12 protein-coding genes and 1 pseudogene are annotated in these 26,952 nt (G+C 67.5%); 3 read left to right on the top strand and 10 right to left on the bottom strand.

What is annotated here, in order from left to right; translation table 11 throughout:
* Nucleotides 1-9: 9 nt before the first annotated feature.
* Nucleotides 10-990 (top strand): LLM class flavin-dependent oxidoreductase, encoded by a 981-nt coding sequence (locus DS079_RS07410; protein ID WP_126986195.1) that lies wholly within the window; start codon nucleotides 10-12, stop codon nucleotides 988-990.
* A 31-nt stretch (nucleotides 991-1,021) separates the two neighbouring features.
* Here DS079_RS07410 and DS079_RS07405 read toward each other — a convergent pair.
* The 3 genes and pseudogenes from DS079_RS07405 to DS079_RS07395 form a co-directional block, all read right to left on the bottom strand.
* Nucleotides 1,022-1,489 (bottom strand): annotated as a pseudogene (locus DS079_RS07405) (M14 family metallopeptidase); the annotation flags it as partial.
* Between the two features lie 342 nt (nucleotides 1,490-1,831).
* Nucleotides 1,832-3,772: a heavy metal translocating P-type ATPase gene (locus DS079_RS07400; RefSeq protein WP_126986193.1), complete on the bottom strand. Its 1,941-nt coding sequence runs from the start codon at nucleotides 3,770-3,772 to the stop codon at nucleotides 1,832-1,834.
* 168 nt (nucleotides 3,773-3,940) lie between these two features.
* Nucleotides 3,941-4,696, bottom strand: a complete 756-nt coding sequence (locus DS079_RS07395) for a hypothetical protein (RefSeq protein ID WP_126986191.1) — start codon at nucleotides 4,694-4,696, stop codon at nucleotides 3,941-3,943.
* 23 nt (nucleotides 4,697-4,719) lie between these two features.
* Here DS079_RS07395 and DS079_RS07390 point away from each other — a divergent pair, with 23 nt between their 5' ends.
* Nucleotides 4,720-5,667 (top strand): DUF3320 domain-containing protein, encoded by a 948-nt coding sequence (locus DS079_RS07390; protein ID WP_126986189.1) that lies wholly within the window; start codon nucleotides 4,720-4,722, stop codon nucleotides 5,665-5,667.
* A gap of 55 nt (nucleotides 5,668-5,722) precedes the next feature.
* Here the strand turns inward: DS079_RS07390 and DS079_RS07385 are convergent, their stop codons facing one another.
* The 6 genes from DS079_RS07385 to DS079_RS07360 form a co-directional block, all read right to left on the bottom strand.
* Nucleotides 5,723-7,759 (bottom strand): hypothetical protein, encoded by a 2,037-nt coding sequence (locus DS079_RS07385; protein WP_126986186.1) that lies wholly within the window; start codon nucleotides 7,757-7,759, stop codon nucleotides 5,723-5,725.
* A 171-nt stretch (nucleotides 7,760-7,930) separates the two neighbouring features.
* Entirely contained in the window at nucleotides 7,931-8,617 is a 687-nt protein-coding gene (locus DS079_RS17235) for a hypothetical protein (protein ID WP_206516143.1), read from the bottom strand.
* Between the two features lie 91 nt (nucleotides 8,618-8,708).
* Nucleotides 8,709-11,087, bottom strand: a complete 2,379-nt coding sequence (locus DS079_RS07375) for a UvrD-helicase domain-containing protein (RefSeq protein ID WP_126986184.1) — start codon at nucleotides 11,085-11,087, stop codon at nucleotides 8,709-8,711.
* 16 nt (nucleotides 11,088-11,103) lie between these two features.
* A complete protein-coding gene (locus tag DS079_RS07370) occupies nucleotides 11,104-17,904 on the bottom strand; it encodes a DEAD/DEAH box helicase (RefSeq protein ID WP_126986182.1) in 6,801 nt (2,266 codons plus the stop codon).
* A gap of 14 nt (nucleotides 17,905-17,918) precedes the next feature.
* The gene (locus DS079_RS07365) at nucleotides 17,919-22,808 is read right to left on the bottom strand and encodes a restriction endonuclease (RefSeq protein WP_126986180.1); all 4,890 of its coding nucleotides are present in this window, start codon (nucleotides 22,806-22,808) and stop codon (nucleotides 17,919-17,921) included.
* Nucleotides 22,809-22,814: 6 nt separating this feature from the next.
* On the bottom strand, nucleotides 22,815-25,733 hold the full coding sequence (locus tag DS079_RS07360; RefSeq protein WP_126986178.1) for a helicase-related protein: 2,919 nt from the start codon (nucleotides 25,731-25,733) through the stop codon (nucleotides 22,815-22,817).
* Between the two features lie 130 nt (nucleotides 25,734-25,863).
* Between DS079_RS07360 and DS079_RS07355 the strand changes: the two genes are divergently transcribed.
* A complete protein-coding gene (locus DS079_RS07355; RefSeq protein WP_126986176.1) occupies nucleotides 25,864-26,409 on the top strand; it encodes a hypothetical protein in 546 nt (181 codons plus the stop codon).
* A gap of 20 nt (nucleotides 26,410-26,429) precedes the next feature.
* On the opposite strand, the gene DS079_RS07350 is transcribed toward DS079_RS07355, so the two are convergent.
* A complete protein-coding gene (locus tag DS079_RS07350) occupies nucleotides 26,430-26,843 on the bottom strand; it encodes a very short patch repair endonuclease (protein WP_241237582.1) in 414 nt (137 codons plus the stop codon).
* Nucleotides 26,844-26,952 lie beyond the last annotated feature (109 nt).

Raw genomic sequence — 26,952 nt, 5'->3', positions numbered from 1 at the left:
GGTGCCCCCATGCCCGTCCCGCTCTCGATCCTCGACCTCGCGACCGCCGCGCGCGACCAGACCCCGGCGGACGCGCTCGAGGGCACGGTCGCCCTGGCCCGAAAGGCGGAGGAGACCGGGTACGGGCGCGTCTGGTACGCCGAGCACCACAACATGGCGTCGATCGCCTCCTCCGCGACCTCGGTGCTGATCGCCCACGTCGCCGCGCACACCAGCACGATCCGGCTCGGAGCGGGCGGCGTCATGCTTCCCAACCACTCCCCGCTCGTGATCGCCGAGCAGTACGGCACCCTCGAGACGCTCCACCCGGGCCGGATCGATCTGGGCCTCGGCCGTGCGCCGGGCACCGATCAGAACACGATGCGTGCGCTGCGCCGCAGCGGCGCCTCCGCCGACTCCTTCCCCGAAGACGTCATGGAGCTGCAGGGCTACCTGCAAGGCCGGTCGCGGATCCCGGGCGTGGACGCCTACCCGGGCAAGGGCACCGACGTCCCGCTGTTCATCCTCGGCTCCTCGCTGTTCGGCGCGGGCCTCGCCGCCGCGCTCGGCCTGCCCTATGCCTTCGCCTCGCACTTCTCCCCCGGCGCCCTCCATGAGGCGATCGCGCTCTACCGCCGCGAGTTCCAGCCCTCCGAGCAGCTCGAGAAGCCCCACGTCATCGCCGGCTTCAACGTGATCGCCGCCGATGATCGGGCCGATGCCGAGCGCCAGCAGCACGAGATGATGCGCAGCCGGGTGGCGCTGCTGCTGCGCCCGGGCACCGAGTACACCGACGAGCAGGCCGACGAGCTGCTCGCCGCTCCCCAGGCCCAGCACCTGCACCAGATGGCGACCTACAGCGCCGTCGGCACGCCGGACGTGGTGCGGGACAAGGTCGCGGAGTTCGCCGAGCAGACCGGCGCCAACGAACTGATCATCGCCCACCAGGGACCACGGGTGGAGCAGCGACTGCGGTCCGCCGAGCTGCTCGCCGAGGTGTATCTGAGCTGAGAGCCACTGCCTGCTGCGGCTCGTCAGCTCGTCACTCGCCGGGGCTCCACTCCTGGGTGGGGAGGGTATCCCAGAGGGAGGTGTCCGCCGCATCGATCGATCCGTCGGCCAGCGCCCGGGTCGCCGTTTCGAGGGTGATCACGGTCTGCCTGATCAGGTATCCGCTGCTGCGGGCCCCGAGGACCGAGCCCTCGTTGGAGTGGTCGGACATGCCGCGCATCTCGAACAGCAGGGTGTCGATGTCGTACTCCACGGCCAGCCCGTTGCGGCTGATCGTCTCGGCGGAGCCGCCGGCGTACTTCCCGAGCAGGCCCCAGCCCGTGGAGTCGACCGCGTCGTAGACGATGACGCCCAGCCGCTTCGAGCGCTCGACCAGATCCGGATCGGCGTTGGGGCTGGTCAGGTGGAGGATCGAGCCGGAGACCCACTCATCGCCGATCGCGCTGTAGGCACCCTGGTGGTGCAGATCTATCATGTAGTCGATGTCGTAGGCGGCGAGCGGGACCTTCCCCGACTCGCGACTCGCCTCGAGCAGGGCGGCGAAGCGGGAGGCATAGGCGGGGTCGTCTGCCGCAGCACCGACGGGCGTCAGCGCGGCGAGGAGCTGGTCGGCGATCACCTCGGCGCTCCACCAGGCGGGGATCGACCTGCGCCATGGCGTGGTTTCCACTCGAGGTCGCTAGTTTCCGGTAGTGCCGGGAGTCAGCTGGGCGAACACGCCCCGGACGAACCCGCCGCCGCCGAATGCCGCTCCGGTGCGGACGACTGAGGGGCATCACCCGCTCGCGGGGGAAAGCCGGTGACCCACACCAGGTTCGGCGTCCCGTTCATCCTCTCGGGCTCACGCAGCAGCGGCATCAGCCTGGGCCGGCTCGTGGCGAGGTGCACGGTCTCGCTCCGCCCCCTTGTGTGCTCGGAGCGCTCGCAGAGCCGACACGATGGCGACGAGATCGACCACCTCCTGCAGGAGCGCACCCGCCACTGCGGGCAGGTAGCCGAAGGCGGCGACGAGCATCAGGCCCACCGAGATGATGATGCCCATCCAGATCGACTGCAGCGCGATGTGCACGGTGCGCCGCGACACATAGGCGACGTCTGCCACGCGTGCGATGTCGTTCGAGGTGATGACCGCTGCGGCCGATTCGCTCGCGACGGTGGCCCCCCGGCCTGCCATGGCGATGCCTATGTCCGCAGCTGCCAGCACCGGGGCGTCATTGATGCCGTCACCGACCATGAGCACCGGCCGCGGCCGGATGGCCTGCACGATCTCGACCTTGGTCTGGGGTGTGGTCTCGGCGTGGACGGTCTGGATGCCCACCGTCTGCGCGACGGACTCGGCGGTCGGCACGACGTCCCCGGTCACCATCACGATCTCCGCCACGCCGGCTCCCCGAAGGCGGGAGATGGTGCCTGCCGCGTGCGGACGGATCGGGTCCGACAAGATGATGGTGCCGGCCAGTTCGTCACCGACCGACACATACACAGCCGTCTCCCCGGCGCGGAGCTCGGGCCGGTCGATCGACACGGTCGCCTCCTCGATGAAGGCGGGCTTCCCGACCCGCACCACGGCGCCCCCGGCCAGGTGGGCGAGCACCCCGTTCGTCGCGACCTCGTCAGCATTCGTCACGTCCGGCAGCTCGAGCTGCTGCGCTCTCGCGGCTGCCACGATCGGATCGGCGAAGACATGGACGGAGTACTGCTCCGCGGCAGCTGCCAGCTGAAGCGTCTCGCTGCTGCTGCGGGAGGCCGGGTGGATATCCACCACGTCGGCCTTGCCCTGCGTCAGGGTGCCTGTTTTATCGAACGCGGCGGAACGCACCCGGGCGAGCATCTCCAGGACGCCACCGTCTTTGATGATGACGTTCAGCCGTGCGGCGGAGCTCATGCCCCCCATGAAGGCGACCGGGGCGGCGATGAGCAGCGGGCAGGGCGTGGCCACCACGAGCACCTCGGCGAATCGCACCGGGTCCCCGCTGAGGAACCAGGCGAAACCAGCGATGAGCAGCGCCACCACCGTGAAGGGCACGGCGTACCGGTCGGCGAGCCGCACCATCGGTGCGTGGGATTCCACGGCTCGTTCCACCAGTCGCACGATCGACGCATAGTTCGAATCGGCCGCCATCTTCTGCGCACGCATCGTGAAGCTCGCGGTGCCGTTCACCGTGCCCGAGAGGACGTGGTCGCCGGCGCCATAGCTCACCGGGATCGGCTCACCGGTCACCGAGGATTCATCGATCGTCGCGTGCTCCGACAACAACTCGCCGTCAGCGGGGAGGATCTCCGAGGATCGCACCAGCAGCTCGTCACCGACCTGCACTTCGTCGATCGTGATGCTTTCCACCTCGCCTGTGCTGGGGTGGATTCGCTGCGCGAACGCTGGAGCTCGGCTCATCAGCTGGTCGAGCTCACGGCTGGCGCGGCGCGCGGCCAGGTCCTCCAATGCTTCGCCACCGGTGAGCATCAACGCGATGATGAGCCCCGCGACATACTCCTGCACCGCGAGGGTCGCGATCATGGCGATGACCGCGAGGATGTCGAGCCCCCAGTGCCCGCGCATCAGATCCCGCACCATGTCGATCGCCGTCACGACGATCACGATGCCGAGCACCAGGTACGCGGTGACGGCGAGAGCGGTGGTCTGGCCGGTCGCCCAGAGCACCAGCCCGGCCGTGAGTCCGATGATCACGAAGATCATGAACTTGCGGCGGCGGAGGAACTCCACTGCCCGCGACGTCGAGGACGGCGCTTCTCGGGTGGGTGAGGCGATGGTCTGTGTCGGCATTTCTACGCCCTCGATCTTTCTTCTTGAATGTGGAGAGCGGGCTGAGGGGACTGGTGCGCGATCAGATGTCCGTTGAGGTCAGGCCGCCAGAACGACCGCTGGCTTCATGATGGCGTCGTCTTCGAAGGGGGTCAATCGGCCGACCGTGCTTGTCTGCGGTGATGACGCTCAGCCGCGTTCATCCTCGGTGAGCGGCACCGTGCGAGCAGCGGCGTGATGCTCGAAGAGATCCTGGATACGCGCGACATAGTCAGGGTCATCCGCACGAGGTTCGATCGGTGGGATCGCGGCGAGGATCTGATCGGCGATCATCTCCGCACTCCACCAGGCCGGAATCGTTGTCCCGGCAAAGTTGCGCGCGGGCTCGTCGGCGTCATCCAGCGAGGTGTAGGCGATCTGGTCGAAAAACTCCTCGCGCGGGTGCCCGCCCGGCACCTCGCTGTCACGGCCGACGAACATGCGGACGTGGAGACCGGTGGGCGCCCACATCGCGACGAAACGGATCCGGTGATAGCCGCGCTGATGGAGGACGGTGACCGCCTCGAGGACCTGAAGGCTGAACTCGGTGCCGGTGACCGTGGGCGCACCCATCGACGAGCCGTGCAAGTCGTCGTAGACGGCGACGGGCATCGGAACCTCGAAGTAGTGCTTCTCCCGCTTCGCCTCAAGGCGCACGCGCAGCTGCTCCCCCGCGAGGTCGAGCACCCGCATCTCGGACGGATCGGCGGAGCGGGCGTTGGTGACGAGGTACAGGTGGGAACCGGGGACCTGCTCTAGTGTCTCGACCTGATTCGGCTCGAGCCAGAGGTCATCCCCGCGGCCTGCGCCGCCGAAGGCCTTGATCTCGATGAGGCACTTCTCGCCGGTGGATCCTGCGCCGGGATGACGTGGTCGCGCGGATCGAACAGTCGATTCACGCCGCACAAGCCGGCCCCGTCGACGAACGAGTGAACTCGACCGTCACGGCTCCAGAAGTGTCGAAGCGTGTCCGGCCGAGCGAACTCGACCCTGCGTCGGAGGCCGATCCCGGACCGCACGAGACCTGGAACGCACCCGGTGGCCGTCCCGAGCTACCACCGGTCGACGAGGCCACTGCCGTGCCCGAAGACCAGCTCCTGCGGAGTGCGACTCTCTCCCGGCTCGCGGGCAATATCGCGACGAGATCGGAGACGTTGCCGGATGTCGATACCGGATCCACGGAGACGCAGTCCGCTTCCGAGCCGGCACCGGTCGACGAGAGCACGGCCGTGCGGGAACAGCTGATCCTGCGGAGAGCGACTCTGTCCCGACTCGCGGGCAGCATCGCCTCAGTAGCGAAGGCGTCGCCGGATGTCGATACCGGATCCACGGAGACGCAGCCCGCCCCGGAGGCCTTAGGAATCGCAGGGCCGATCTTTCGACCGTGGGAGCCCACGGAGAGCTACCCGACGTGGTATCTCGACGAGCTCTCGACCATGCCCGACGCGCGATTCATCGTCAACGATCTGGCGAGAGAGATCCTTGAGGTGGAACAGCCGATCCACAGGACTCGGCTCGCGAAGCTCATCGCCAATGCCTGCGGGATGCAGCGGGTCAGGCAGAGCCGCGTCGATTCGATCCTCGCTGCACTGGGGCGGTCCACCGTGCGCTTCGACCGGGCGGGATTCGCCTGGGACGCGTCACGCCCGGCAGATGCGCCGGTCCCCTACCGTCCGCGCGTCCTCAAGGTCCTCTCGATAGATGAAGTCCACCCGGCCGAGATTTACGCAGCTGTCGCCGAGGCCCATCGTCGTAACGGCTTTGCCGAGCGGGAGACCGTCGTTCGGGCGGCGCTCAGCGCGCTCGGTGGGAAATCATTGACCAGCACCGTGCGGCCGGCGCTCGAGAAGGCGTATCGGCAGGTGACGCCCGGGTAGTTGTCGGTGTTGCGCTTCTGACGGGCGCCACCGGCAGTGCAGGCTCCGTATATGCTCAGCGGTCGCCTGCGAGACCGAGGTGCCGCCCGATGTAGCCGACGTAGACCTTGCCGCTCCCGGAGACGTCGTCGTGGAAATGGAGGCGCGGGCTGATCCGACCGATCTTGCCGAGTTTGAGATGCGGCCACATCACCATGGCCCCGGAAGGATCGACACTGGTCGGGACAGGGAACCTGCGCTGCTCGGCCAGGTCGCGGCGGCTCATCGTCGATTCGGACTCGACGGCAGCGAACTTGCTCACCGCGAAGCCCTGGTGCATCGCGGGCGTGGTCTGGAGGTAGGTGAAGAGTGATCCGTCGTGATCACCGGTGCTGCAGGCTCGTGCGTAGTCGTGGAGCGCGAGCAGGCCGTCCCAGCAGTGCTTCGCCGCGAGGTTGACGGTGTCGAACTCGTCGAGCTCCTCGGTCACCGCACCGTTCCCGGTGAATTCGACGTACTTCTCGAGCCCGAGGACCGCGATCGGGATGTCCGAGAACTGGTCGGGCACCTCCAGGTCCGCGACATGGACGTCCGTACGCGCAGCGTCGCCCTCCGGGGCCCTGTAGAGGGACAGGGCACGTACGTTCTGCTCGGCGGACTGCCTGCGGGTGAGCTCCGTGGAGAGTTCCCGCTCCAGATCGCCGACCGTGCGCGTCAGCTCCGTGGCGGCATCGACGTGGCGATCGCGCTCCTCGAGCGCGTTCTGCGCCTCCACGGCGGCCTCGTCCACGAGCTGGTCCATGGTGCGGACATGGTCGATGACGTCGGCGAGGTTCGAGACGCCGGTGAGGCGGAACAGCTGATCCAGCAGGAGCTGCGGCGCTGCCGGCGATGACGGCTCGTCGACGGGTGCCGGCGGGGTCGGGGCCTCGGGCGCACTGTCGGGGCTGTGCCCGACGGGTTCCTCGAACGGCACGGGAAGGTCATGGGTAGCAGGGGCCGGCGAACGCGGTTCTTGGGCGGCGGGCTCCGGGCCGGTCGGCTCGGGAGCCGGTGCGGGTAGTTCCTCCGTGGCGGGTTGTCTGCTCTCCTCGGGGGGCGGTTCCGGGGTGAGCGGCGACGGAAGCGGCGCTGGTGCAGGTGTGCGGGTGCGCGCATCCTCGACCGGTGTCGTTGCGGGGGCGGGCCCTGGGCGTGATGGAGCGGGCGCCGTCGGCTCCTCCGGCCGTTCCGGGGCCAGGACGCCCGTCGATTCCGCACGCTCGGGAGCATGTTGCGGACGCGCCCGCCGACGGAAACGGTCGTCCAGTGCCTTACGGTCGAAGGCTCGGCGGGCATCCCGGAGCACCGCGGGCTCGGGTCGCGTGGCGGATTCGAAGCGCGCGATACGGCCGACGAGAGCGGCAGCTTCCCGCGGGTGCAGCGACTCGAGTCGTCCCCTCCCGATGACCCGGTGACGTAATGCGTCGGTCCGGTCGTGCGGCACCGGCCCAGGGGCGAACGACCGGATCGTGCCGGGCGTGATTCCCATTGCACGGCCCAGACCCCGCATCAATGAGGCGTTCGACTCGGCGTCGAGGACGTACGAGTGGGCGAGCCCGGCCAGCTCACGGGAACGCCTCGCCATCCACTCCTGGACCCTGGCGAGATCCGCCCCGGGCTTCGCCGCCGTGACGAAGACCGGAGCGTCGCGAGAAGGATCCCCCAGGACGTCGAGGAACTCCTTCAGGTGGGGCCTGCCGATGATCCACGTGTCGTCCACGAGCTCGCTCGCGCCGTCGCGCACCTCCGTGTGCTCCAGCAGCCGCGGTACCAGCCGTGGACGGTTGGCGAATCGGTTCTGCGAGTTGTGGACGGTGACGCTGATCCACCCGCCTCCCCGGTGCGTGCTGTAGGCGAGCGCCTCGGTGCGCCACTCCCCCTGGTCACCCTGTTCGACGAGGGTGAGGCGGTAGGCGGTACCACTGGCGAACTCGAGACGATCGAGCTTCGCCTCAGCTGCCTCCGTGAGACGTACGGCAGGAAGTCCCGGAGACAGCTCGTTGTTCTTCTCCGCGAGCCATGCCCTGGTGGTGGCCTCGAAGCGCGCGAGCCAGTCACCGTCGTCGAGCACGCGCAGTCGACTCGAGAAGTCGTAGTAGCGGTGGTCGACGGTCGAGTCCTCAACGGCGGAGAGGTCGGCGCGGCGGCCGGTGGCCTGCAGGGGCGGGACGGTCACAGTGTGGGCTCCTCAGGTCATTCGGTCGATGGGGGCGGGATCGCGGCACCCCCGGTTCGTCGCGGGTCAGGCGTCGGGATCGGGCTCGTCGTCCTCGACCGCGAGCTCGCCCTTGGCGCGCCAGATCGCGTGCTCGTAGTGCGTGAGCGACGCCGCGCCCCGGTCATTAATCTCGAAGGCCTGGGCCACGAGTCCGTGTGCTTCACTCGGACCCACCTCGTCGAAGCCTGCCCTGGCCAGTGCAGCATTGACGAAGCGCACGATCATCCGATCGGCCTTGACCCCGGGCTTACCGAGCAGCATCTGGAAGTACTCGCAGGTGACCCAGCCCAGCCCGTCCACGCCGGTGTATGCCTTCTTCACGGCGTAGGGATCTGCCGCCAGGAGGTCGGCAGCGGTCACGATCGCCGGTTCGAGGGCTCGAAGTGCCTCGGCGGCTTCGACCACGCAAGCCGCCTTGGTCTGCTTCCCGGTGACCCCGCGCCCCATGATGTCGATGAGCTCCTGCTCACCGAGGGATGCCAATGCCGAGAGGTCGTTCATCGCTTCCGGGTGCTTCTCGTTGAAGGCCCTCAAACGTCCGATGACGCCCTTGGCCGGGTCCTCGGCCTGATACCTCGCACGAATGGAGAAGACAGCGTCGACCAGCGCAGTCCCGATGTTCCCCTTCCACCCTCCGCTGTAGGCGGTGAACTCCGCGTCGTCGAGCTTCGCCACCTCGGCGACCAGTGCTTGAACCTTCTCGTCGGACATCGTCTCTCCTTCGGTTTCGGTACTTCCGTCGTGACCAGTTCTATCGGTCGGTTCGGACATTCGTCGCGGAAACTCCTGTTTCCGCCTCACCTCAGGCCCCGTCCTCCAGCGCCGGCGCGATGAACTCGCTGGGCTCAGCATTCCAGGAGACGGCGAGATGGTCCCGCGCACGGGTGGCGCCGACGTAGAGCAGCGATCTCTCCCGCTGTTGGGCCTGATGCAGCGCGTCCTCGTCGTAGTCCAATCCGCGACGGTTCGAGGGGATGGACTCTGCGCTCATCCCGAAGAGGATCACGCGGGAGAACTCCATGCCTTTGGCGGTGTGAAGCGTCAGGACCAGCGGCAGACCGTCTGTCGGCGCCTCACGGTCGAGGTGACGGATCCGGATCCCGCGCTCCCCGAGCGCTGCGACGAGGTTTGCCGCGCGGTACTTCTCATGGGTGAGGATCCCCAGGCTCGACGGGTCGAGCCCGTCCTCCGCCATCTCCTCGACCCACTGCCGGACCAGGCGGGCGATCGTGTCGTACTCGTCGGTGAGTGTCTCCGAGCGGAGCAAGTGCGGCGCCGGTCCGCTGCGCGCCGAACGGTAGCTTCCACCGTGCTCTTCGTACGCTCCCTCCTCGGCGTCGGAGATCTGGTACTCACCGCCGGCGAGCACGGCCATAGCGAAACGGAGGTTCTCGGCCGTGGTGCGATAGTTCAGGCGCAGGCGCCGTGATCGGCCGACGATTCCGATGCCGTACCGCTTCAAGACCACGCGGTTCCCATAGATCCGCTGGTGTGAGTCCTCGGCGATGAACAGGTCGTCGGGCCCTTCGGTGGTGATCGCGCGGAACATCTGCCAGTGCGGCGGGCGGGCGTCCTGGGCCTCGTCGATCAGCAGGTGGTCGACGGGGCGTGCCTCCCCCTTCTCGGCAACGACGTCGAGTGCGCGTGCCGCGACCGCGGAGAGCTCGTCCCAGTCGAGGACGGCATTGCGCATCCCTTCGTCACGGTATCGCGCGATGACGGTCCAGACCGCTCGTCGCTGGAGGCGCCCGAGCTTGGTCCCGCGACCGGCGCGACCGGCACGCATGTAGTCCCTCTCGGAGAGGATGCGCTGTGGAAGTACGATCTCCGCATACTCCGTCGCGAAGAAGTGATGGGACCGGAGCTGATCGGGAAGATCTCCGCCGGCATCACTGATGGCACGCTCCCAGTCCTGGGCAGGCCGCCCCAGACGCGGCAGGGCGTCCTGTCCCCATCCCAGCACGTCTGCCATCACGCGTCGCTTGTCCGGCGCTCCGTTGACGACGTATCGGGAGATCTGGTCGATGCCACCGACGTAGATACCGGGATCCCCCGGGTGCCTCGCCGCCTGGTACTCAGGATCGAGCGAACGGAGCTGCCGCTTGAGGGATTCTGCGAGCCCTCGGGTGAACGTGGTGAGCACGATACGGGGAGGGGGAGTCCGTCCACTCGCCAGACGGACCGCACGGTGGATGAGGACCACGGTCTTGCCGGTCCCGGCCCCTCCGGTGAGCCGGAAGGGGCCGGAGCTCTCGAGATCGACGTAACGCCGCTGATCCGGATGCAGGAAGACGTGCCAGGCGGCGAAGTCCCCGTGTTCCAGGACCTCTGCGTACTCCTCGTCCTCGTCCAGAATCAGGAACCGGCTCCTCGAGGAGCCGGAGCGAATCGCCTTCAGGACATCGTCGCTGTCGGTCGGGACATCCGCGGACGTCCCACCGGTGACCTCGGTCCGGAACGCGTCTTTGACCTCCTCTATCGACTTCCCGGTGGCGAGTTCGATCAGCGCGTCGCCCTGCCAGCGCGGCGCGTCGTTCGCGATGTCGAGAAGTTCGTCATCACCGGCCACGGCGGCACGCTCGGCGATCTCCTGGTCCATCCCGAGGACGGCGACGAGATCCTCGACGGAGAGGTGCAGAGCGGGACCGCTCGACGTGGTGGTCCGTACCGGTGTGCCGTCTCCGTCTCCCCCACCGGCGCCCGCCGTGTCGTGCGCAGGCTCGGCGTCTCGTCGGGCAGCGTCTTCCATCTCGCGTTTTGCCTGCTGGGCCGCGGCGAGCGCTGCTGCGCGTCGTTTGACCTCGGAATCGGTCGCGGCCTTGATGCGATCGCGTGCTCCAGGGTCTTCTCGGCGGTCCCGCACCTCGACCTGTCCGGACACGTCGTTGACCCTGAGGAACTTGCTTCCGGCGACGTCATAGGCATCGTCATGGTTGTAGACGCCCTCGACGAAGAAGACGTCCCGCGGGCTCTCCTCCAGGTGGAACAGGACGAGACGATATTGCTGATTGACCCGCGCGGTCCGCACCCGTGGGTCTCTCGCCTGTTCGATGGGCTCGACGTGGAGTCCCGGGGAGCGCCAGTCGTTCCTCAGCTTCTTGATGGTCGACTGCACCTTGCCGAACAAGCGGTTCTCGAGATCGGTGAACATCTCGGAATCGAGGATCACGTTCGACTTCATCGTCCGTCCTTCCTTGTCATGTCAGTCCCAGACGGCCGACGAGATCTTTCGCGTCCGGCCCGACGATCGTCCAGCCCTCGGCTTCGTACGCAGCCTGGTCATCGGCCTCGATCTCGTCGAGAACCACCGCTTTCTTCAGGTCCGGCCAGGCGATGTCGAGGATCACCCCGGCAGTTCCGTGCTCCTCCCCGACCGCAGGTAGTTGCTCGATCCCGGCCGTCGCCAGGAGCTGCAGGACCTGCCGCTCCTGGTCGGAGACAGCATCATCGATCAGAGGCTGCCACGCCGCCACGGCGCCGGAGGCTTCCTGCCGGAGCTCGATTACTGCCTGGTCGACGTCGTTCTCGTGGACCGTCCACCCTTCGGTCTCGTACGCCGCGCGATCCGCGGCTCCCAAGGGTTCCAGCGCCACCGCGATCTTCCTGGACGGCCAGGCGAGGTCGAGAATGAGGCCTGCGCTGCCGTGCTCCTCGCCCACGATCGGCAGTTCTGCGACGCCGGCTCGCGCAAGGACCGCCAGCGCGTCACGTTCCTCGTCGGAGACGGCGGCGTCGATGAGGTCCTGCCACTCGGGAGCGATGCCGGACGGCTGTGCTTCCGGTGACCCTGCCCGCTGTTTCGGTACGTGTTTCTTCGGGCTGGGCCGTTCGTCCGTGAGGGGCACGTGGTCGGTGCGCAGTGCGCCGCGCACCCGGCTCCAGGTCGTGGCGTCAAGCTCGGCCCCGAACGCGGCACCTTGGCGCAGGTTCGCCAGCTGCAGCCAACCGTGCCATGCCTCGGCGAAGTCGCTCGAATCCACGGCCTCGTCGCGATCGTCGAGGACCAGTGTCAGCATGCCTCCCGAACTGAGGTCCGCGAGCGCGACCAACGCGTCCTGGCGCCGCACCACACCCATAGCGCCGTCCTGACGTCGCCTGAGCATTCCGTCGGTCCCGCCGTCCAGGAGCTCGGTGGCGTCGGCCGCGGCGGTGCCCGGATCGATGCGGACGACGTCCTCCCTCCGCATCAGGAACTTCGGTAGGATCCGCGCGATCGACCGGTGGGGGGTCGTGCCACCGTGTCGGATCACGCCGAGCACCTGATCGAGGGCGGTCCCCAGGACGAGGTCGCGCATCTCGGGGGTGATCTGGTGCTGCATCTCCGCGAAGTCCACGACGTTGACGTCCACGAGTGGCGGTGGTGAGGCCCTCCGCCGATCGTCGAGGGCGAGCTCGAAGCGGTCGAGATCGGCGTGGGTCACGCCGAACACGAGGTACCCCTGCTCTCTCAGTACTGCGCGTTTCGTGGCGTCGTCGGCGAGGCGATTATGTGTCGCGCTCGCGTGGAATTCCTTGCCGTCGGTGTAGATCGCGACGCCGGTGACGTCGGAACCTTGCCAGGTGAGCATGAAGTCGGGCCGGGTTCCGGCGATCGTGACCTGCGGTTTGAGCACGAAGGAGCGGCCGTCGAACCGGATGGAGAGCATGTCGCCACCATCGCTGCTGCGAGTCTCGACCGACGCTCCGGGCAGTGCGGTGACGGCTCTGTGGAACACTCGGCGGAACCGTTTCTCGAGGCTCGACTCGAAAGTGTCCCCCGCGTCGATCTCTCCTTCGGCGATCTGCCACCTCGGCTCGTCGGGGTCGAGGTCGTCGGCACCGAGGAACTCCCGGAGAATCTCCGCCGCACGTTGCCTGCTCGTCGTCTCGCGCGCGCTCGACGGGACGTGCGGGAGCAGGCAGCGGTGGCAGGCAGCTGCCGAACCATCCGCACAGACGCAGCTCTCCAGAGCTTTCAGCGACTCCGCCAGGATCGCCCAGGCCGATGAAGGGGTGGAGAGCTCGGCGAGGTACCCGGTGCCCCCGGGAACGGTGTCACTGAGTAGGAGGGCGCGATTCCCCATCTGCCCCGGGGAGGAGATCAGATCGCCCTGGATGTGCCCGACGGTACCCCCGAAGCGGGTGGTCAGTCCGAGCATCACGGCGGCGCGGAAGCTGGTGAGGTCGATGTCGGAACCACCGCCGGCCAGGGAGGACGGAAGTGAGACCAGCACGACCTCGGTGGTGAGGCGCCGCGAGAGGACGACCCTCTTGTTCTCACCGTCGGCGGCGTACCGTTTCGTGCACCAGGCCTGGTGATCCCTCGCGGCGTTTCCTGCAGTGTCGGAGTCGAGGTGCCCGCATTCGGCACAGAGCAGGAAACCACCGACCTTCCGTTCTTCCCCCGCCAGCATGATCTCCTCGGCGGCGTCGAGCGGACGGCCGAGGTTCAGGCGGGTGATCTCCGCATCCCGGTGGAACGAGAACCCGAGCCCCTTACCCTCGATCGACCAGCGGGAACGGGTCTCGGAGCTCCCGAGATCGACGGTGAGCGCCTGCTCGAAGAACATGCGGTGGCGTTCTTCGTCCTGGTCCGAGATGAGCGCGCGGCTGCGCGTCATGGTGGAGTAGACGCGCTGGAGATCGACGACCTCGAGGTGCTGCCCGGCGTCGGCGATCTCGGACGCATGACAGACCGGGCAGCCGCTGGGTGGTGTCTTCCCGATGGGGACGGAGGTGCCGCAGGACGGGCAGAACGCGGTGCGCTGTACGCCGCTCCCATCGGTCCCGAGGTCGACGGTGTCGATCACCAGTTCGGTGCCCTGGGCGTAGAAATGGGCACCGGGTGCGAACTCGGTGAGAGCGTTGGCACCACCGCGGTCATAGGCGGCGCCCGTGTGGCGCCATTGTCCGTCGGCGGATTCCCAGATGAGCGTCGCCTCGAGGGTCACCCCGTCGTCGAGCAACGTGAAGTTGGGCAGCAGCCCGAACCTCTCGAGGACGGAGACCCAGTGGGCGGTGTCCACGGCGGAGACCTCAGCGCGGAGACGGCCGGCGCTGCTCCGGAGCCGGCGCCGGTCCTTCTCGACCTCGTCGTTCCGGGCCCCGGCCGCGGCCTGGTCGACGCCGTCGAGGTCGTCGACCTGGATGTCGAGCAGGGTCTGTTCCGCCTCGAGCTGGGCGCGGACCGCTGCGGAGTCGGCATGGGCAGCAGCGTTGCGGTCGAGGTCCTGCAGGTTGCGTTCGATCGCCGCACGCCGACGGATCAACTTCTCGCGTTCGGCGTTCCATCGCTGGACGGCGCCGTGGACGGTGCCCTCGAGTCCGGTCGACCCTTTCGAGCGATCGGTGGCCCACTCGCGAAGGGACTCGGCGGCGTCGGTGACGAGTCCGAGCCAGGGGCTGTCGGCGTTCTCGAAAGTGGCGAGGAACTCGTCGGTGCGGTCCGTGCCGAAGCGTTCGACGTCCTCAAGGACCGCGCCGAGATAGGTGCCGGGCTCGCTGGACCGCAGCACGGGGACGTGGCGCGAGGGCGGCTCGACCCGGTCGTCGCCCGCGATCCGGTCCATGAGGAAGGCGAGGAACTGTCGGTGCAGCAGTTCTTCGGCGGAGAGGTACGCGCCGGGAGCGCGCACGGAACCGTTGAGCACGTCGAGCGGTTCGGTGAAGAGGCTCGCTCCGCGTCCCGGGGCGCCGACAAAGGCGACGTCGAAGGCGTTGCCGGTGAGACGGCCGGCTCGGCCGACGCGTTGGAGATAGGAGGCGACGGTGCGCGGGATCGAGGCGAGCATGACAGTGGAGAGGTCACCGATGTCGATGCCCATCTCGAGGGTGGGAGTCGCGACGAGGACGTTCGGCCGCCCGGGTTCGGGGTCCTTCGCCTTGAACCCTTGTTCGTACTCGAGTCGGGTCGGGGTCTCCACAAGCGCGGTGTGCTCGCGCGCGATGACCCGGCGCATGTCGGAGCGGTAGAGGCCCGTGTAGTAGCTCCGCGCGATGGTGCTGCGCTGCAGCGTCCCAGGGCAGGCGAAGGTGGTGCAACGCCCGCCGTCCAGGTCGGCGAGATGGTCATCGGTGCCCGTCACCACGGTGGTGCATTCAGGGCAGCGGAGAACCGGGGTGTCCGTCCCGTCATCCCCTCGCGAGCCGATCACGACGCGCTCGGGCGGCAGTGCGTAGCTCGTCGCATCCGGAGCCGTCTTCGTCGCGAGCGGCTCGAGGATCCCCTCGAGGGCGAGCGTCTCGAACAGGGGCCGGATCAGCGATGCGGCTCGTCGGCGTTCGATGCCGAAGACCCTGGCGGTCCAGTCGGCGTACCAGCTGCCGGGTGCGGTGGCGTCCTCGAAGAGACTCTTCGAGGCCCGTCTGCCCAGCGCCGGGAACCCGGGAAGGCTGCGCCCGTTGGGGAAGGCCGGCATCACGTCTCGATCGGGCCGCCCGCCCCAGAGGTGGAAGTGCATCCCGCCGTGCCGTCGGAACGGCTGGAACCAGTGGTGGGCGATCGCACCGCGTTGGCGTATGCGTTCGAGGATCCCCCGCACCCAGAGCCGGGCCTCGTCCGCGTGTTGCTCAGTAAAGAGGTCACCGTCGGCGGTGAGTATCTCGAGCGCAGGGGCGGAGACCGCAGCGCTTTCCTGGTCGGTCAGCAGCACCGAGGCGGCAGCATTACCGGTCATCGCCAGGGTGCGCCCCACTTGTCCGGTGAGACCGAATTCGAGAGCGAGATCGAACTGCAGCCGCCGTCGCACGGGTTTCTCGGCGTTCCGGCGCGCCGCGCGATTCGCGGTAGAGGTCCAGAACGGGCGCACTGCGTCGTGGTCGGCGATGCTCGGATGGAGGAGCCGGTACCGATGTTCCGGCGTCTGGGCGTCTGCGAGGAGCCGCTCGACGATGGTGCCGAGCGGCTCGACCTCTTCCGTGAGCGCACCGTGTACGGCGGAGCGCAGGGTGAGGGTGTGGGAACGGGCTTCGACGAAGCCTGCGCGGTGGGCGGCGTCCTGCACGGAGTCGGTGAAGACCAGGGCCTTCTTCTCGGTGGGATCGAGGTCCGCGGTCCCGAACAGGGAGCTGAGCGAGACCGACAGCAGGGTCGCGATGCGGGAGCCGACGAAGCGGATGCCGTCGCGTTCCCGGCAGGCGGGGCAGGTATCGGCCAGTGAATCCTTCTCGGCGTCCGGCCCGGTGTGGACGAGGACGGGCACGACGTCGGCTTCGAGGTCGTCGGCAGCGGGCGGTGCGCTCTGCAAGGTCTCCCCGGGCAGATCGAGCCAGCGGCGGCTATTGCGCCTGGCCCCGTCCGGGGGGACAGGATCGGTGCGGGGGTCCAGAATCAAGGCGCGGAATCGGCCGTTTCGCCGCACCTGGTCCTGACGGACACGGTGGGGGCGCGTGTCGAGAGTGTCGCCGACGTTCGCGACGGAGACACCCCATCCGGAGCGGCCGCAGTGGCGGCAGTAGATCGCGGGCAGCGCGCGGTCGTCGTCGGGGTCCGGGGTGTCGCTCCATTGGAATGCGGGGGTGCTGGTGACGGCGCGGTCGATGCGGGAGACCTCGCGGATCCACAGGTGGGCCTCGAGGGACGGGAACTCGTTGCGCCCGGCCTTCGCGCGCAGGTGCGACAGGGCGGCGAGGCTCAGGGTGACGAACGCTCTGGCGGCCCGGTCGTCCAGCACGGCGGGGAAACAACGGCGGGCGAGGTCGGGGAGGGAGGTCGCCGCGGTGGAGGTCGCCTCGAGGATCTCCTGCACGGTGGGGTGAGCGACGAGCAGGTCCGCGGCGCTGAAACCCGAGCTGTCGACGATGGTGGACACCGGGACGTCCCGCTCGTTGCCGTCGACGGATCGTGTTGCCTCCCAGAGTGCATCGAGGACGTCCTGCGTGATGTGCTCAGGACCGGTGAGTGCTCCCCCGGGGCCGAGGTGACGGTCTCGCAGTTCGCGCATCTCGGCCGGGGTGAGTGTGCGCGGGGTCAAGGACATCATGCCGTCACCGGCTCGTTCGAGCGCGCGCCGGAGGGCATCCCCGGAACGGGCCGCGAAGGCATCCAACCCGACTCGGCTCTCGGTGACGACGGCTTCGCGCGTGAATCGGGTGCCGAACACGGTCTGGGCGAAGTTCAGCATCTCGGAGGGGTCCGCGTCGTCACCGAGGGTTGCCGAGGTGGCGACGGGGGTGACATGGACCCGCTCGGGGGCGCGCCGTTCGAGGACGAGGCGGAGACGCCGCAGCAGCATCGCGACGTCGGTGCCCTGGGCCCCGTCATAGGTATGGAACTCGTCGAGCACCAGGTAGCGCAGGCTCCGGGCGGACTGCTCCCACAGGGGTCGATCCGCGGAGCGCAGGAGCAGCTGGTCGAGCATCTTGTAGTTGGTGAGCAGGATGTCGGGCGGGTCGGAGCGGATCACCTCGCGCGCCGTGATGAGTCCTTCGGGCGTCACGGTGGTGCGGGAGCTGAGGCTCGCCTCGCCGGTGTACAGAGCCGCCGTCACGCTCTTGAACCGGGGATCGTCGGTCAGGGTGCGGGCGAGCCTTCCGGCCTGGTCATTGGCGAGGGCGTTCATCGGATACAGGATCAGCGCCTTGATCCCGCCGACGCCCTCGGCCCGGGCTCGCGCCACGTGATCGAGCACCGGCCACAGGAACGCCTCGGTCTTCCCGGAGCCGGTGCCGGTGGTGACGATGGTGGGCTCGGGGAGGCGGAGGCCGAACTCATCCCGCGTCCCGGGGAGGGCAGGGTTCGTGGACAGGCGCCGGAAGGCTGCGGCCTGGTGGGCGTACGGCGTGAACCAGTCCGGGAGCCCGTCCAGGGGCGGGACCGAGTCCGTCCCGGCCGTGTCCCCGGTGAACGGGAGCCGGGTCCGGATGTAGGGGCCGAGGAAGATCCCCCGGTCGTCGCGGGTCAGGAACTCCTGGAGTGCTGCATCGACGGCCGGATCACTGAGGCTGACTGCCGTGGTCACGTACTCGGTGATCGCACGACGAAGATCCCAGGCCTGCCGAGTGGGGAGGAGCTCGCTCATGGTCGGCCCCCCGGTCACAGTCGTTCCTTGAAGGCGTGGTAGGCGATGCGCAGGTCCTCGGCGCGGTCGAGGATTCGGAACGGCTCGGGGGCGATGATGGTGCGCCCCGAGTCGTTGGTGTAGGTGCGGTCCTCTTCCGGGAGCCCGTACTCGGGCCGATCCGCCTTGTTCCACGCCGTGCGGACGGCCGACGGGATGATGCGCCCGTCGTCGTCGAAGATGTAGGCGCGCTTCCCTCCGCCGCGGTCGTACTCGGCGAGCACGCCGAACTGGGTGCGGTACAGCGTCACCAGATCCTCGATGTCGATCCCGGTCACGAGCGCCATGATCGCGTCGATCTCCACGAGCGCCTGCCGGCGGTCCTCGTCCATCCGCAGCGGTGTTGCCGCCGTCCACTCGGGGCCGACGTCATTCAGCGCAGGCCGGTTCGGACGCTCGCGGCCACCGGTCCATGAGTCCTCAGTGAAGGAGTGGTCGTAGCACTCGCGCCAGAGGTCGGCGTAGGCGTTGGTTATTGAATTCAAACGCAAGCTTCGTAGCAATGAGGGAATCGCCAGTGGATGACCCTCAGGAATCTGCGGAAGCCGATCGACCGCCGCTTGATAGATTCCGCTTCCGACAGACGCACGCACTTCAAAATCCGCAATGAGCGACGACATGCTTGCGGAAGCGAGCCCAACTACCCGAGACCACTTCAGTGGGAACCCAATACTGAACACCGAATTTACTGATGCCGTACCAGGAGGGTAGATGGCAGGGATTAGCGTCCGCTCACCAGTGCTCGCCGCCATCGCACGCCACATCACCCGGTAGCAGTCGCGCACCGCAACACTCGCGACCGGCGCACCCTGGTCATCCCGCTCGCTCACCCAGCGGCCATACGCGCTGTCGTACCCCGAGGTATCGACAGTGCCGCTCGGGGACGTTTCGTAGATCGGCTTGTACTCCGTGACCGGGAGCGCGTCGGCCGGCAGCTCCTCGAGGTCGACCGAGGAGTAGTCCTGGTTATGTTTCATGGTGCGGTTGCGACTGGAGTAGAACGGGTTACCGACATGGAAGTACGGCCCCTGCAGGATGGCGTCCCGCCACGAGTCGGCTCGTCCCCACCTGCTCTCGAAGAAGCCGTCGCGCCGCCCGAAAGTCTCATCCCAGCCTCGTGAGAACCCTGGCCGCAAGTCGCCGATCGTCGCTGATTCGACCAGAACATCGAGCGCGTTGGCCGCAGCGGTGTTCACGGTCGACACCATGCGTGCGGCCTCGATGGGCACCTCGCCGGACCCACCCTCCATGAGCCGGTGCCAGACCTTCAGTTCCTTCCGGGTCACGTGCTGGATCCGGCCACGGTGAGGACGAAGATCCCAATCGTCGTTTTCATCTTTGTACCCAGGCTCGGGCCCGTCACCGTTGTGTCGGATGGACGCCTCCACGGTCTCAGGATGGTATAGCGCTACGGCGCTGAGGAAATCAGGCCGCCGCTCGGAGCCATACACGTTGATCCCGTATTCCACAAGATCATGAATCTCCGCAAAAAGCTTCAATTCATTGATAAACCGCCACAAGCGCCGAAGCCGGCTGTATGTCGCTCGCCTCAAGGGGTAAGCCCGAGCATCGGTGAGGTGCGTCGGCGGATGGATCAACGTCGAAACCCCACCCGCCGACGAGTGATTCCATACCTGGACCATGAAGCACCGATAGAGATCCGGCTGTGTCCCTTCGCATTCCGGATAGTTGGCCGATGCGCCGACGTATGCAGCCAATGACTCGATGTCCCGAGCGCCAAGAAGGACCGAACCGACAGCGCCCTCCCGCTCGAGTGTCTGCTCCCGGCGGGCCCTTTTCAGAGCCTCCGACGGCTTGGTGGCAAGCATCCACCACGGATCGAATTCGCCGAGAAGAGCATGCATATCCGGACGTGGCCGAACCCACGGCGGATTCCCTACCTGCAAATCGAAGCCACCGGCCCGCGCGAACACCGGGGCGAAGTCCAGCTCCCAATGGAAGAACTTCTGCTCCTTTGCGATCGACCGGACACGGCCCAACCACGGGGTTGCAGCCACAAGCCCGTCGATATCATCTGTGGCGCCGTCGAAGGCGAAGTTCCGTTCGATCTCGTCGAGTGCAGACCACTCGTCGGCCCCCTTGTCGACCCTCCCCTGACCGGCAGCCGCGTGAGCTCGGCTCTCCTTGGTCGTCGTGCCGAGGAGCTGCTGCAGGACGGAGATCCATTCATTCATGGACGGTGGCTCCAAAGCATCGTCCTCGAGGACCGGCCAGAACCACATGGCGCACCACGCGTCCATGACGAGCCGGAGTCGCCTGTAAGCCGAGCGTGGGTTGGCAAGGGCCTTTTCGATCTGCTTCCGTGTGACTTCACCGCCTTCGGCGGTGTCCGCGCCCCAGACATCGATCGCCCGCCGTGATTGAGACTCCGCCGCCGTCAGTCGACGTAAGGCGATCGACCAGAGGAACTCGATGCGATGTGACAGGTCGTTGAGTGCGGTGATCTGCGGGCCGGTCAGCTTCCGTCTCATGCTCTTCGCCCAGTCCCGGAGTCGCTTCGCGGCATCTGGAGCGAGACGCTTGATCTCCTTGTCCTCGCCGGCGGCACCCCACCCCGCCCCCGGGAGAAGGAAGTGGAAGATACGGTTCTCAACCGACGCGGTTCCACCGATGCCAGAGGCCAACAGGTTCGACAGTGACAAATGTGCCGGGGGCCTCGATACGACAGTGCTCAGGCTCTTCTTCTCGAGAGAACTCGTCGTGTGCACCGCATGCCGGGCACCGATCAGGGAGTTACCCGCCCGCAGGCGCAGCCCGAACCAGGGCGCCTTGAGTCCCTTGGACATCGTGTCGAGCCAAAGGGACACCTCGGCGAGCTCCACGGCGGTGGCGTTAAGGTCCACACCGTAGACGTTGTGCAGAGCGATGTGCGCCTTGACCTTCTGGAGTTCGAGCGCATGATCTTCGGGATCGATCCGCTCACCCAGTTCGTCCTGTCTGCGGGTGAGGTACTCGGCTGCGAGCTGCCGGACGGCCTCGATGGCGAACGCTCCGGAGCCGAGCGCGGGCTCACAGACGGTCATCGCGAGCACTTCCGCGGCCGTGGTACGCCGACGGGTGATCGGATTCCCGTCGAAGTCGGTGTCTGGGAAGGTCATCGCACCGTCCGGCAGCTCGTCCCCTGCCCGTATGACAGGGTCGAGCAGCTCTGCCAGGCCCTGGGAGACGGTGAAACGGGTCAAGACCTCCGGGGAGTAGTACGAGGCCGAACGCTGGCGTTCCCGACCGGAAAGGCGGAAGACGAACTCGCCGTGCTGGTAACGCTTGTCGACGAGCTCGCCGGTCTCCTCGTCTCTCACCTGGACGACGTGCTCCCGGAGCTCGGAGTCGATCCGATCCACGGGTACCACCCAGGAGCCGTCGGAGGGGTCACCGTTCTTCGCGACCTCCACCAGTTCCTCGTGGGCGAAGGAGCCCGTGTAGCTCATGAGGGACTCGTAGACCGCGCCGAGTTGGTTGATGCCGAGGGCCACGTAGCTGATGAAGCCGCGGTCCCTACCGCGCTTCTCCTTGCTGAGCAGCAGGCGTTCCAGGACTGCCTGGAGTGCCGCGTTACCGAGCTTCACCTCATTGATGAGGCTGGTGCGGTCGGGCCGGAAAAGATCGGCCTGGAGACTCTCGAAGACGAGGCCCTCCCCGCCATGACGCGCTGGGCCGTCGCCGCTGGGCTCGGTCCGGGCCCCGTGTCCCGTGTCGACCAGCTCGAACAACAGGGAGAGCGAGTCGTAGAGGTGGGTCCCCCGGGAGGAGGCCGCCGTGAGGGGCTTGAGGGTGAGCTCGCGCAGGCGATCCATCGAATACCCGGCATCGTACTCCCGGGCTCCGGAGGGAAGCATGCCGAGCTCGGGTGACGCCTCCGCGTGGAGAAGAAAGAGGATCCGGTAGAGGAAGCGCAGCGACTGGAGGGCGAGGGGCTGAGCCTGCTCGTCGGGCAGGGGCTCGAGGCCTTGCTTGCGCCGCCGGGTGACGACCTCGTTGGCGATGATCTCGATGGACTCGCGGACGCCGTCGCGCAGATCGGCGCTGACACCGACGGCGTTGGCGACCGCTTCGCGACGGGTCTCGCTCCACCAGATCTGCCCGTCGGTCTCGGGCGCGAGGGACGAGGCGCTCACGCAGGCGAGCATGCGCTGGATCTCGCCGCCGGCCTTGGTGTCGCCGCGGTCGGCGACGGTCTGCAGGTCGATCACGAGATAACGCCCCTGCGCCCAGTAATCGGAGCTGGTGAGCACGAGGGTGCGGCCCGCGATGACGAGCATGAACTCCGGTGCGTCCGGGCGCAGCGCGAGGTGGGAGAGCACGGCGGCGACCGAGGTGAGTCGTTCCTCCTCGGGAGTGTCCGGGTCGAGGACGACGTCCTCGGGGAGGTGACCGCCGTCCTTGCGGAGCAGTTCCTCGGCGGTGGGGGCAGCGAGAGCGTCGATCATGGCGAAGGGGTACTCCGCCACCCCGCGGGTCGCGAATCGGCGAAGAGGTCCGGTCGTCTCGACATCCCACGCGATCGGTCGATGGGCGTCATCAGTGAATCCGAGGAGCGTGCGGAGCCTGTCCGCGTGATCGCGCGACGCCTGGCCGATCGTCTCACGGCGTTCCTCGATGCCGGCGCTCACGGGGATTCCCGAGGCGGAGTCGTGGAGAGCGATCAGGGACGAGACCAGCCGGGATCGGCCTGCGGTGAAGCGGGCCAAAGGGCTCTGCCAGTCCGGGAGCTCATCGGCTTGTTGCTTCCATTCCGCGATGAGTTTCTTGGTCCGGGCGAGGAAGGTCCCGGAGGTGTCGTCCGAGGTGAAGTAGTACTCGCTGATCCAGTCGTCGACGACGACGAGGGCATCACTCGTGGGCATCGGTGCTCACTTCCGGTTCGGCGCGGGGACGACCACCAGCAGCGGTCGTACGAAAGAACTGTCGGGCAGCATCTCCTCGGCGAGCTCGCGCTCGATCTCGAGGACGTGCTTGGTGGTGCGGAAGAGCGTCGACTGGCCGGTGCGCTCGTCGGCGGCCTTCTCCCAGCGGTCCATGTCCGCGATCCAAGTTCTCGCACGGCGCTCGGCGTCGGCGCGGGCTGTTTCCGAGAGCTCGTCCTCGAGGTGACCCCGCGCTTTCTCCACCGCCTTCGTGACGAGGGCGTCGTACTCCTCGGCCTCGGGCACGGCAATGCCGACGGAATCGGGACCGAGGCCGATCTCCTGGAACATCGCCGCCGGACTCGAGTGCGGGATCGCGTGCACCGTGCCGTCGACCTCCGCGACCCCGAGGAGCTGAGCGGCGATGGTCTGTCCGCGGCGGTTCACGAGGCTGCCCTGGAGGATCACCCACGGCTCCTTCACCGTGCCGGCGACGGCGAAGATCTCCCCTCGGCCCAGGCTTGCCAGTGAGCGGTCGGCGATCCAGTCGAGCACAGGGTGCTGTGGCCCCAGATAGTGGGTGTCGGGCCAGCTGGTGCCGGTGCGGTCGTTCAGTGCCGCGCGCAGGCGGGACTCCGCGGTGCGGCGGTCGGGGGTGAGCCGCACCTTCTCCAGGACACGTCGGTCCTTGAGGTAGCTCTGCGGGAGAAAGCGCAGGCGCTGCTGGAGGTCGGGGCTCGGCACGAAACTGATCAGACCATCGGCGCGGGCGTCCTGCAGCGCGATACCCCCAGTCTCCGGTGGCCGTCCGGGTTCTCCGTAGATCTCGGTGAGGCCCGCGATGAGGAAGTCGGCATCGGTCCCGAACAGGCCGGTGCGGGACGGGTCGTCCGTCGCGGCGCGATGCCCGGTTCGGCCGTTCGTCGGCTGGAGGTGGTCACCCGCGAGCAGCGCGGCGAGGAAGGGGTCGTCGTCCGGTTCGAGGTCCTGGATCTCCGGCAGGACGTCGTCGAGCGCCTTGGCGCCCTGGAGGACGGCGACGAGCTCCTTCTCCTCGAGGTCACCGTCGTACTTCCCCATCAGTGAGGCGGCATCCCCGAGGACGGTGTGGGCCTCCCGCTCCCGCTCGAGCAGCCGGGCGAGCACCCGCAAGTCACCCTTGAAGCCGTGGATCTCCTCCAGGTTGAGCAGGAGCGCGGTGATCTGCGGGGGCACGGTCTGACCGTAGCGGTCGATGCGGCCGTTGCGCTGTTCGATGCGGATCAGGGACCACGGGATGTCGAAGTGCACGAGTTCGTGGCACTGCTGGTGCAGGTTCACCCCTTCCGAGGCGACATCACCGGTGACGAGCACCCTGATCGGCGAGGTGCCCTGCTTGAACGACTCGACCACGGCCTGCTGCTCGGTGTCCGTGAGCCCGCCATGGAGCACGTCCACCTGATCGGGCTTGAGCCCGAGGTCCTCGATCAGATGCTCCCGCAGCCACCCGAGAGTCCCGACACGTTCGGCGAACACCACCACCCGCTCCGGCGAGTTCCTCGCGACGCCCTTTTCCCGCAGGAGGTCCACGAGGCGTCGGTACTTTCCCGAGCGCGGTGAGCCGGCCGGGAGGCACGCATCGTTCAGCTCCTCCAGTCGCACCAGTGCGTCCCGCTCGGCCGCGAAGCCGGAAGTGTGCGGGATGGCGGAGACGTCGTCGACACCCGCCTTCCTCGCGAGAGACGCCAGACGCGAGCGGACGGTCTCCCGGAGGGCGACCGGTGAGGAGAGGAAGGCCTTCGCGAGCGTCCACGGGAACAGCTTCGCGCCGGAGCCGGACGTCGGCGAGCTCATGCCCTTCGGTGGGTGGGTCCAGGTGCCCGCGATCTCCTCAGCGACCGCCAACTCCTCCGGCGACGGGGAGACGAGCACCAGATCCGGCTCCTTCCGCGGCGCCCACTTCTCGCCCACCACGTCCTTCACGGAGTCGGAGTAGCGGTGCCGGCGCACCATCAGCCGCGACACGGCCTCTTCGACGATCTCACCATCCGGGGTGACAGCTGTGGGCTCGAGCAAGCTGATGAGCTGCGCGAAGGACGAACTGCTGCCGTTGTGCGGGGTGGCCGAGGCCAGGATCAGCGCATCCGTATTCGGTGCCAGGACCCGGGCCAACTGGTTGTTCTGGGTGGCCTGGTTGGTGACGTTGTGAGACTCATCGATCACGACGGCGTCCCAGCGATGGTTGCGCAGATCGTGCACGAACCGATCCTGCTTCAGGGTGTCCATCGAGACGATGACCTTCTCGAAGTAGGAGAAGGGGTTCCTGGTGGCGGGCAGCTTCTGCTTGACCTCCTGCACCCCTTCGGAGTCGAGGCGCACGAAGGGGATGGCGAAACGGCTCCACATCTCGTGCTGCATCTGTTCCAGGACGTGGCGGGGGCAGACGATGAGGATCCGCCGGCCCCTCCCCCGGCGTATCAACTCCGAAAGGATCATCCCGATCTCGAGCGTCTTGCCGAGGCCGACGGCGTCCGCGATCAGAAGGCGAGGACGGAGTCGCTCGGCATCCAGGGCGGTCTCGACCGCTTCGCGCTGATAGGGAAGGTCGTCGGCGAGCATCAGCGGGGCGACGGTCAGGCCCTCGTGCGCGATGGGCAGTGGGCTCTTCCTCAGCGTAGACTCGAGCCAGAGACGCGCGTTGCGGTACCGCGGGGACGTATCCGCGACGACGCGGGTGTCCTCCGGTCGCAGCGCACGGATCGTGTCGATGCTGTCGTAGAAGCTCGCCGTGGTCCCCTCGACGAACTCGCTGACCCCACGGACCGTGTACAGGGGACCGTCGTCGGTCACGTCGATCGACGTCACCAGCCAGGTCTCGTCCCGCACCTCGACCAGGGATCCCGGCGTGATAACGTCCGCGTCATCCCGCTGTTCGACAATGCTCACTCGATACCCTCCCGGCGACGACGCTCGTCACTCGACTTTATGCCATTGTGGAGCATTCTGTTGTCGAGCCCTGACATTCGGACCAGCGGAACCGTCACCTCGGCGCAAGACCCGTGGGTACGATCCGGACATGACGCCGAGACCAGCCCGACAGCACGAGTTCTGGTGGAGCGGCGATCGCTCCGAGCGGTTCTGGATCGAACAGCTGAAGACCGACTCGTACGGCGACAAGCTCATCGCGCCGGACAATTCCACGTACGCGACGATGCACGGCGTCGAGGTGGGCGACGTCGTCTTCCGCTGGTACTCCGAGCGTCATCCGGAGGCCGGGCCGAAACGCGGCGGCATCTATGCAGTGTCGCGGGTGATCGGTGGTGCCCGCCGATCCGACCAACTGTGGGACGGAAAGCTGTGCGTGGAGATCCCGGTGACGCCGAGGAACTTCTTGCGGCGTCCGATCCTGCTCCGGGACCTCAAGGAGCTCGAAGGCGAGTTCCGCACCCACCAGCAGGAGCTCGAGACGGACGTACTGCCCTCGCCTCTGTACTCACCTTGGCAGTTCCCCAAGACAGGTTTGAAGCCGATGACGCGATACCTGACGAAACTGACGGTGCGAGATGTGGAACTGATCGGGCAGCATCATCCGCAGTTGGCTCCTGCCCTGGCTGCCTCGTGAGACCACACCCGGACCGATGATCAGCCGAGGATCTCTGCGTATTTCGCCTCGATGTCGTCCGCCACGTCCTTGAATGGTTCGTGTTCCCAGAACCGGAGGACGTCCCACCCTGTTTCGGTGAGTCGAGCGTCGGTGTCCCGGTCCCGCTCGGTATTCTTCGCCAGTTTTGCCTCCCACCATTCCCGCCTGGTGGCCGGGAGAGTGCCGTGAAGTGGGCACGCGTGCCAGAAGCATCCATCGATCATGACGACAAGGTGTGCACGCGTGAACACGATGTCGCCACGGCGTCGCACCATACCGGGAAGCGGATGATCCACTCGAAATCGGTAACCACGTCGGTGCAGCTCCCGACGGACGAGCATCTCGGGCTCGGTATCCCGTCGGCGCTGCCGGCTCATCCGCGAGGCCACCACCGCGGCGCTCTCCTCGTCCACTGCGACCTCTCCTTCAACCGTCCCGCGATCCTTACTGTTCAATGATGCGCGCCCCTCGGCGGGCCCGGACCCGCCGAGGGGCGCGCACCGACGACACAGCTGGCCCTCG

Source organism: Brachybacterium paraconglomeratum (assembly GCF_003994255.1).
In the GTDB taxonomy this organism is placed as follows: Bacteria; Actinomycetota; Actinomycetes; order Actinomycetales; family Dermabacteraceae; genus Brachybacterium; species Brachybacterium conglomeratum.
The sequence above is the reverse complement of the archived record's forward strand: the minus strand, read 5'-3'. Positions and strand labels throughout refer to the sequence as shown.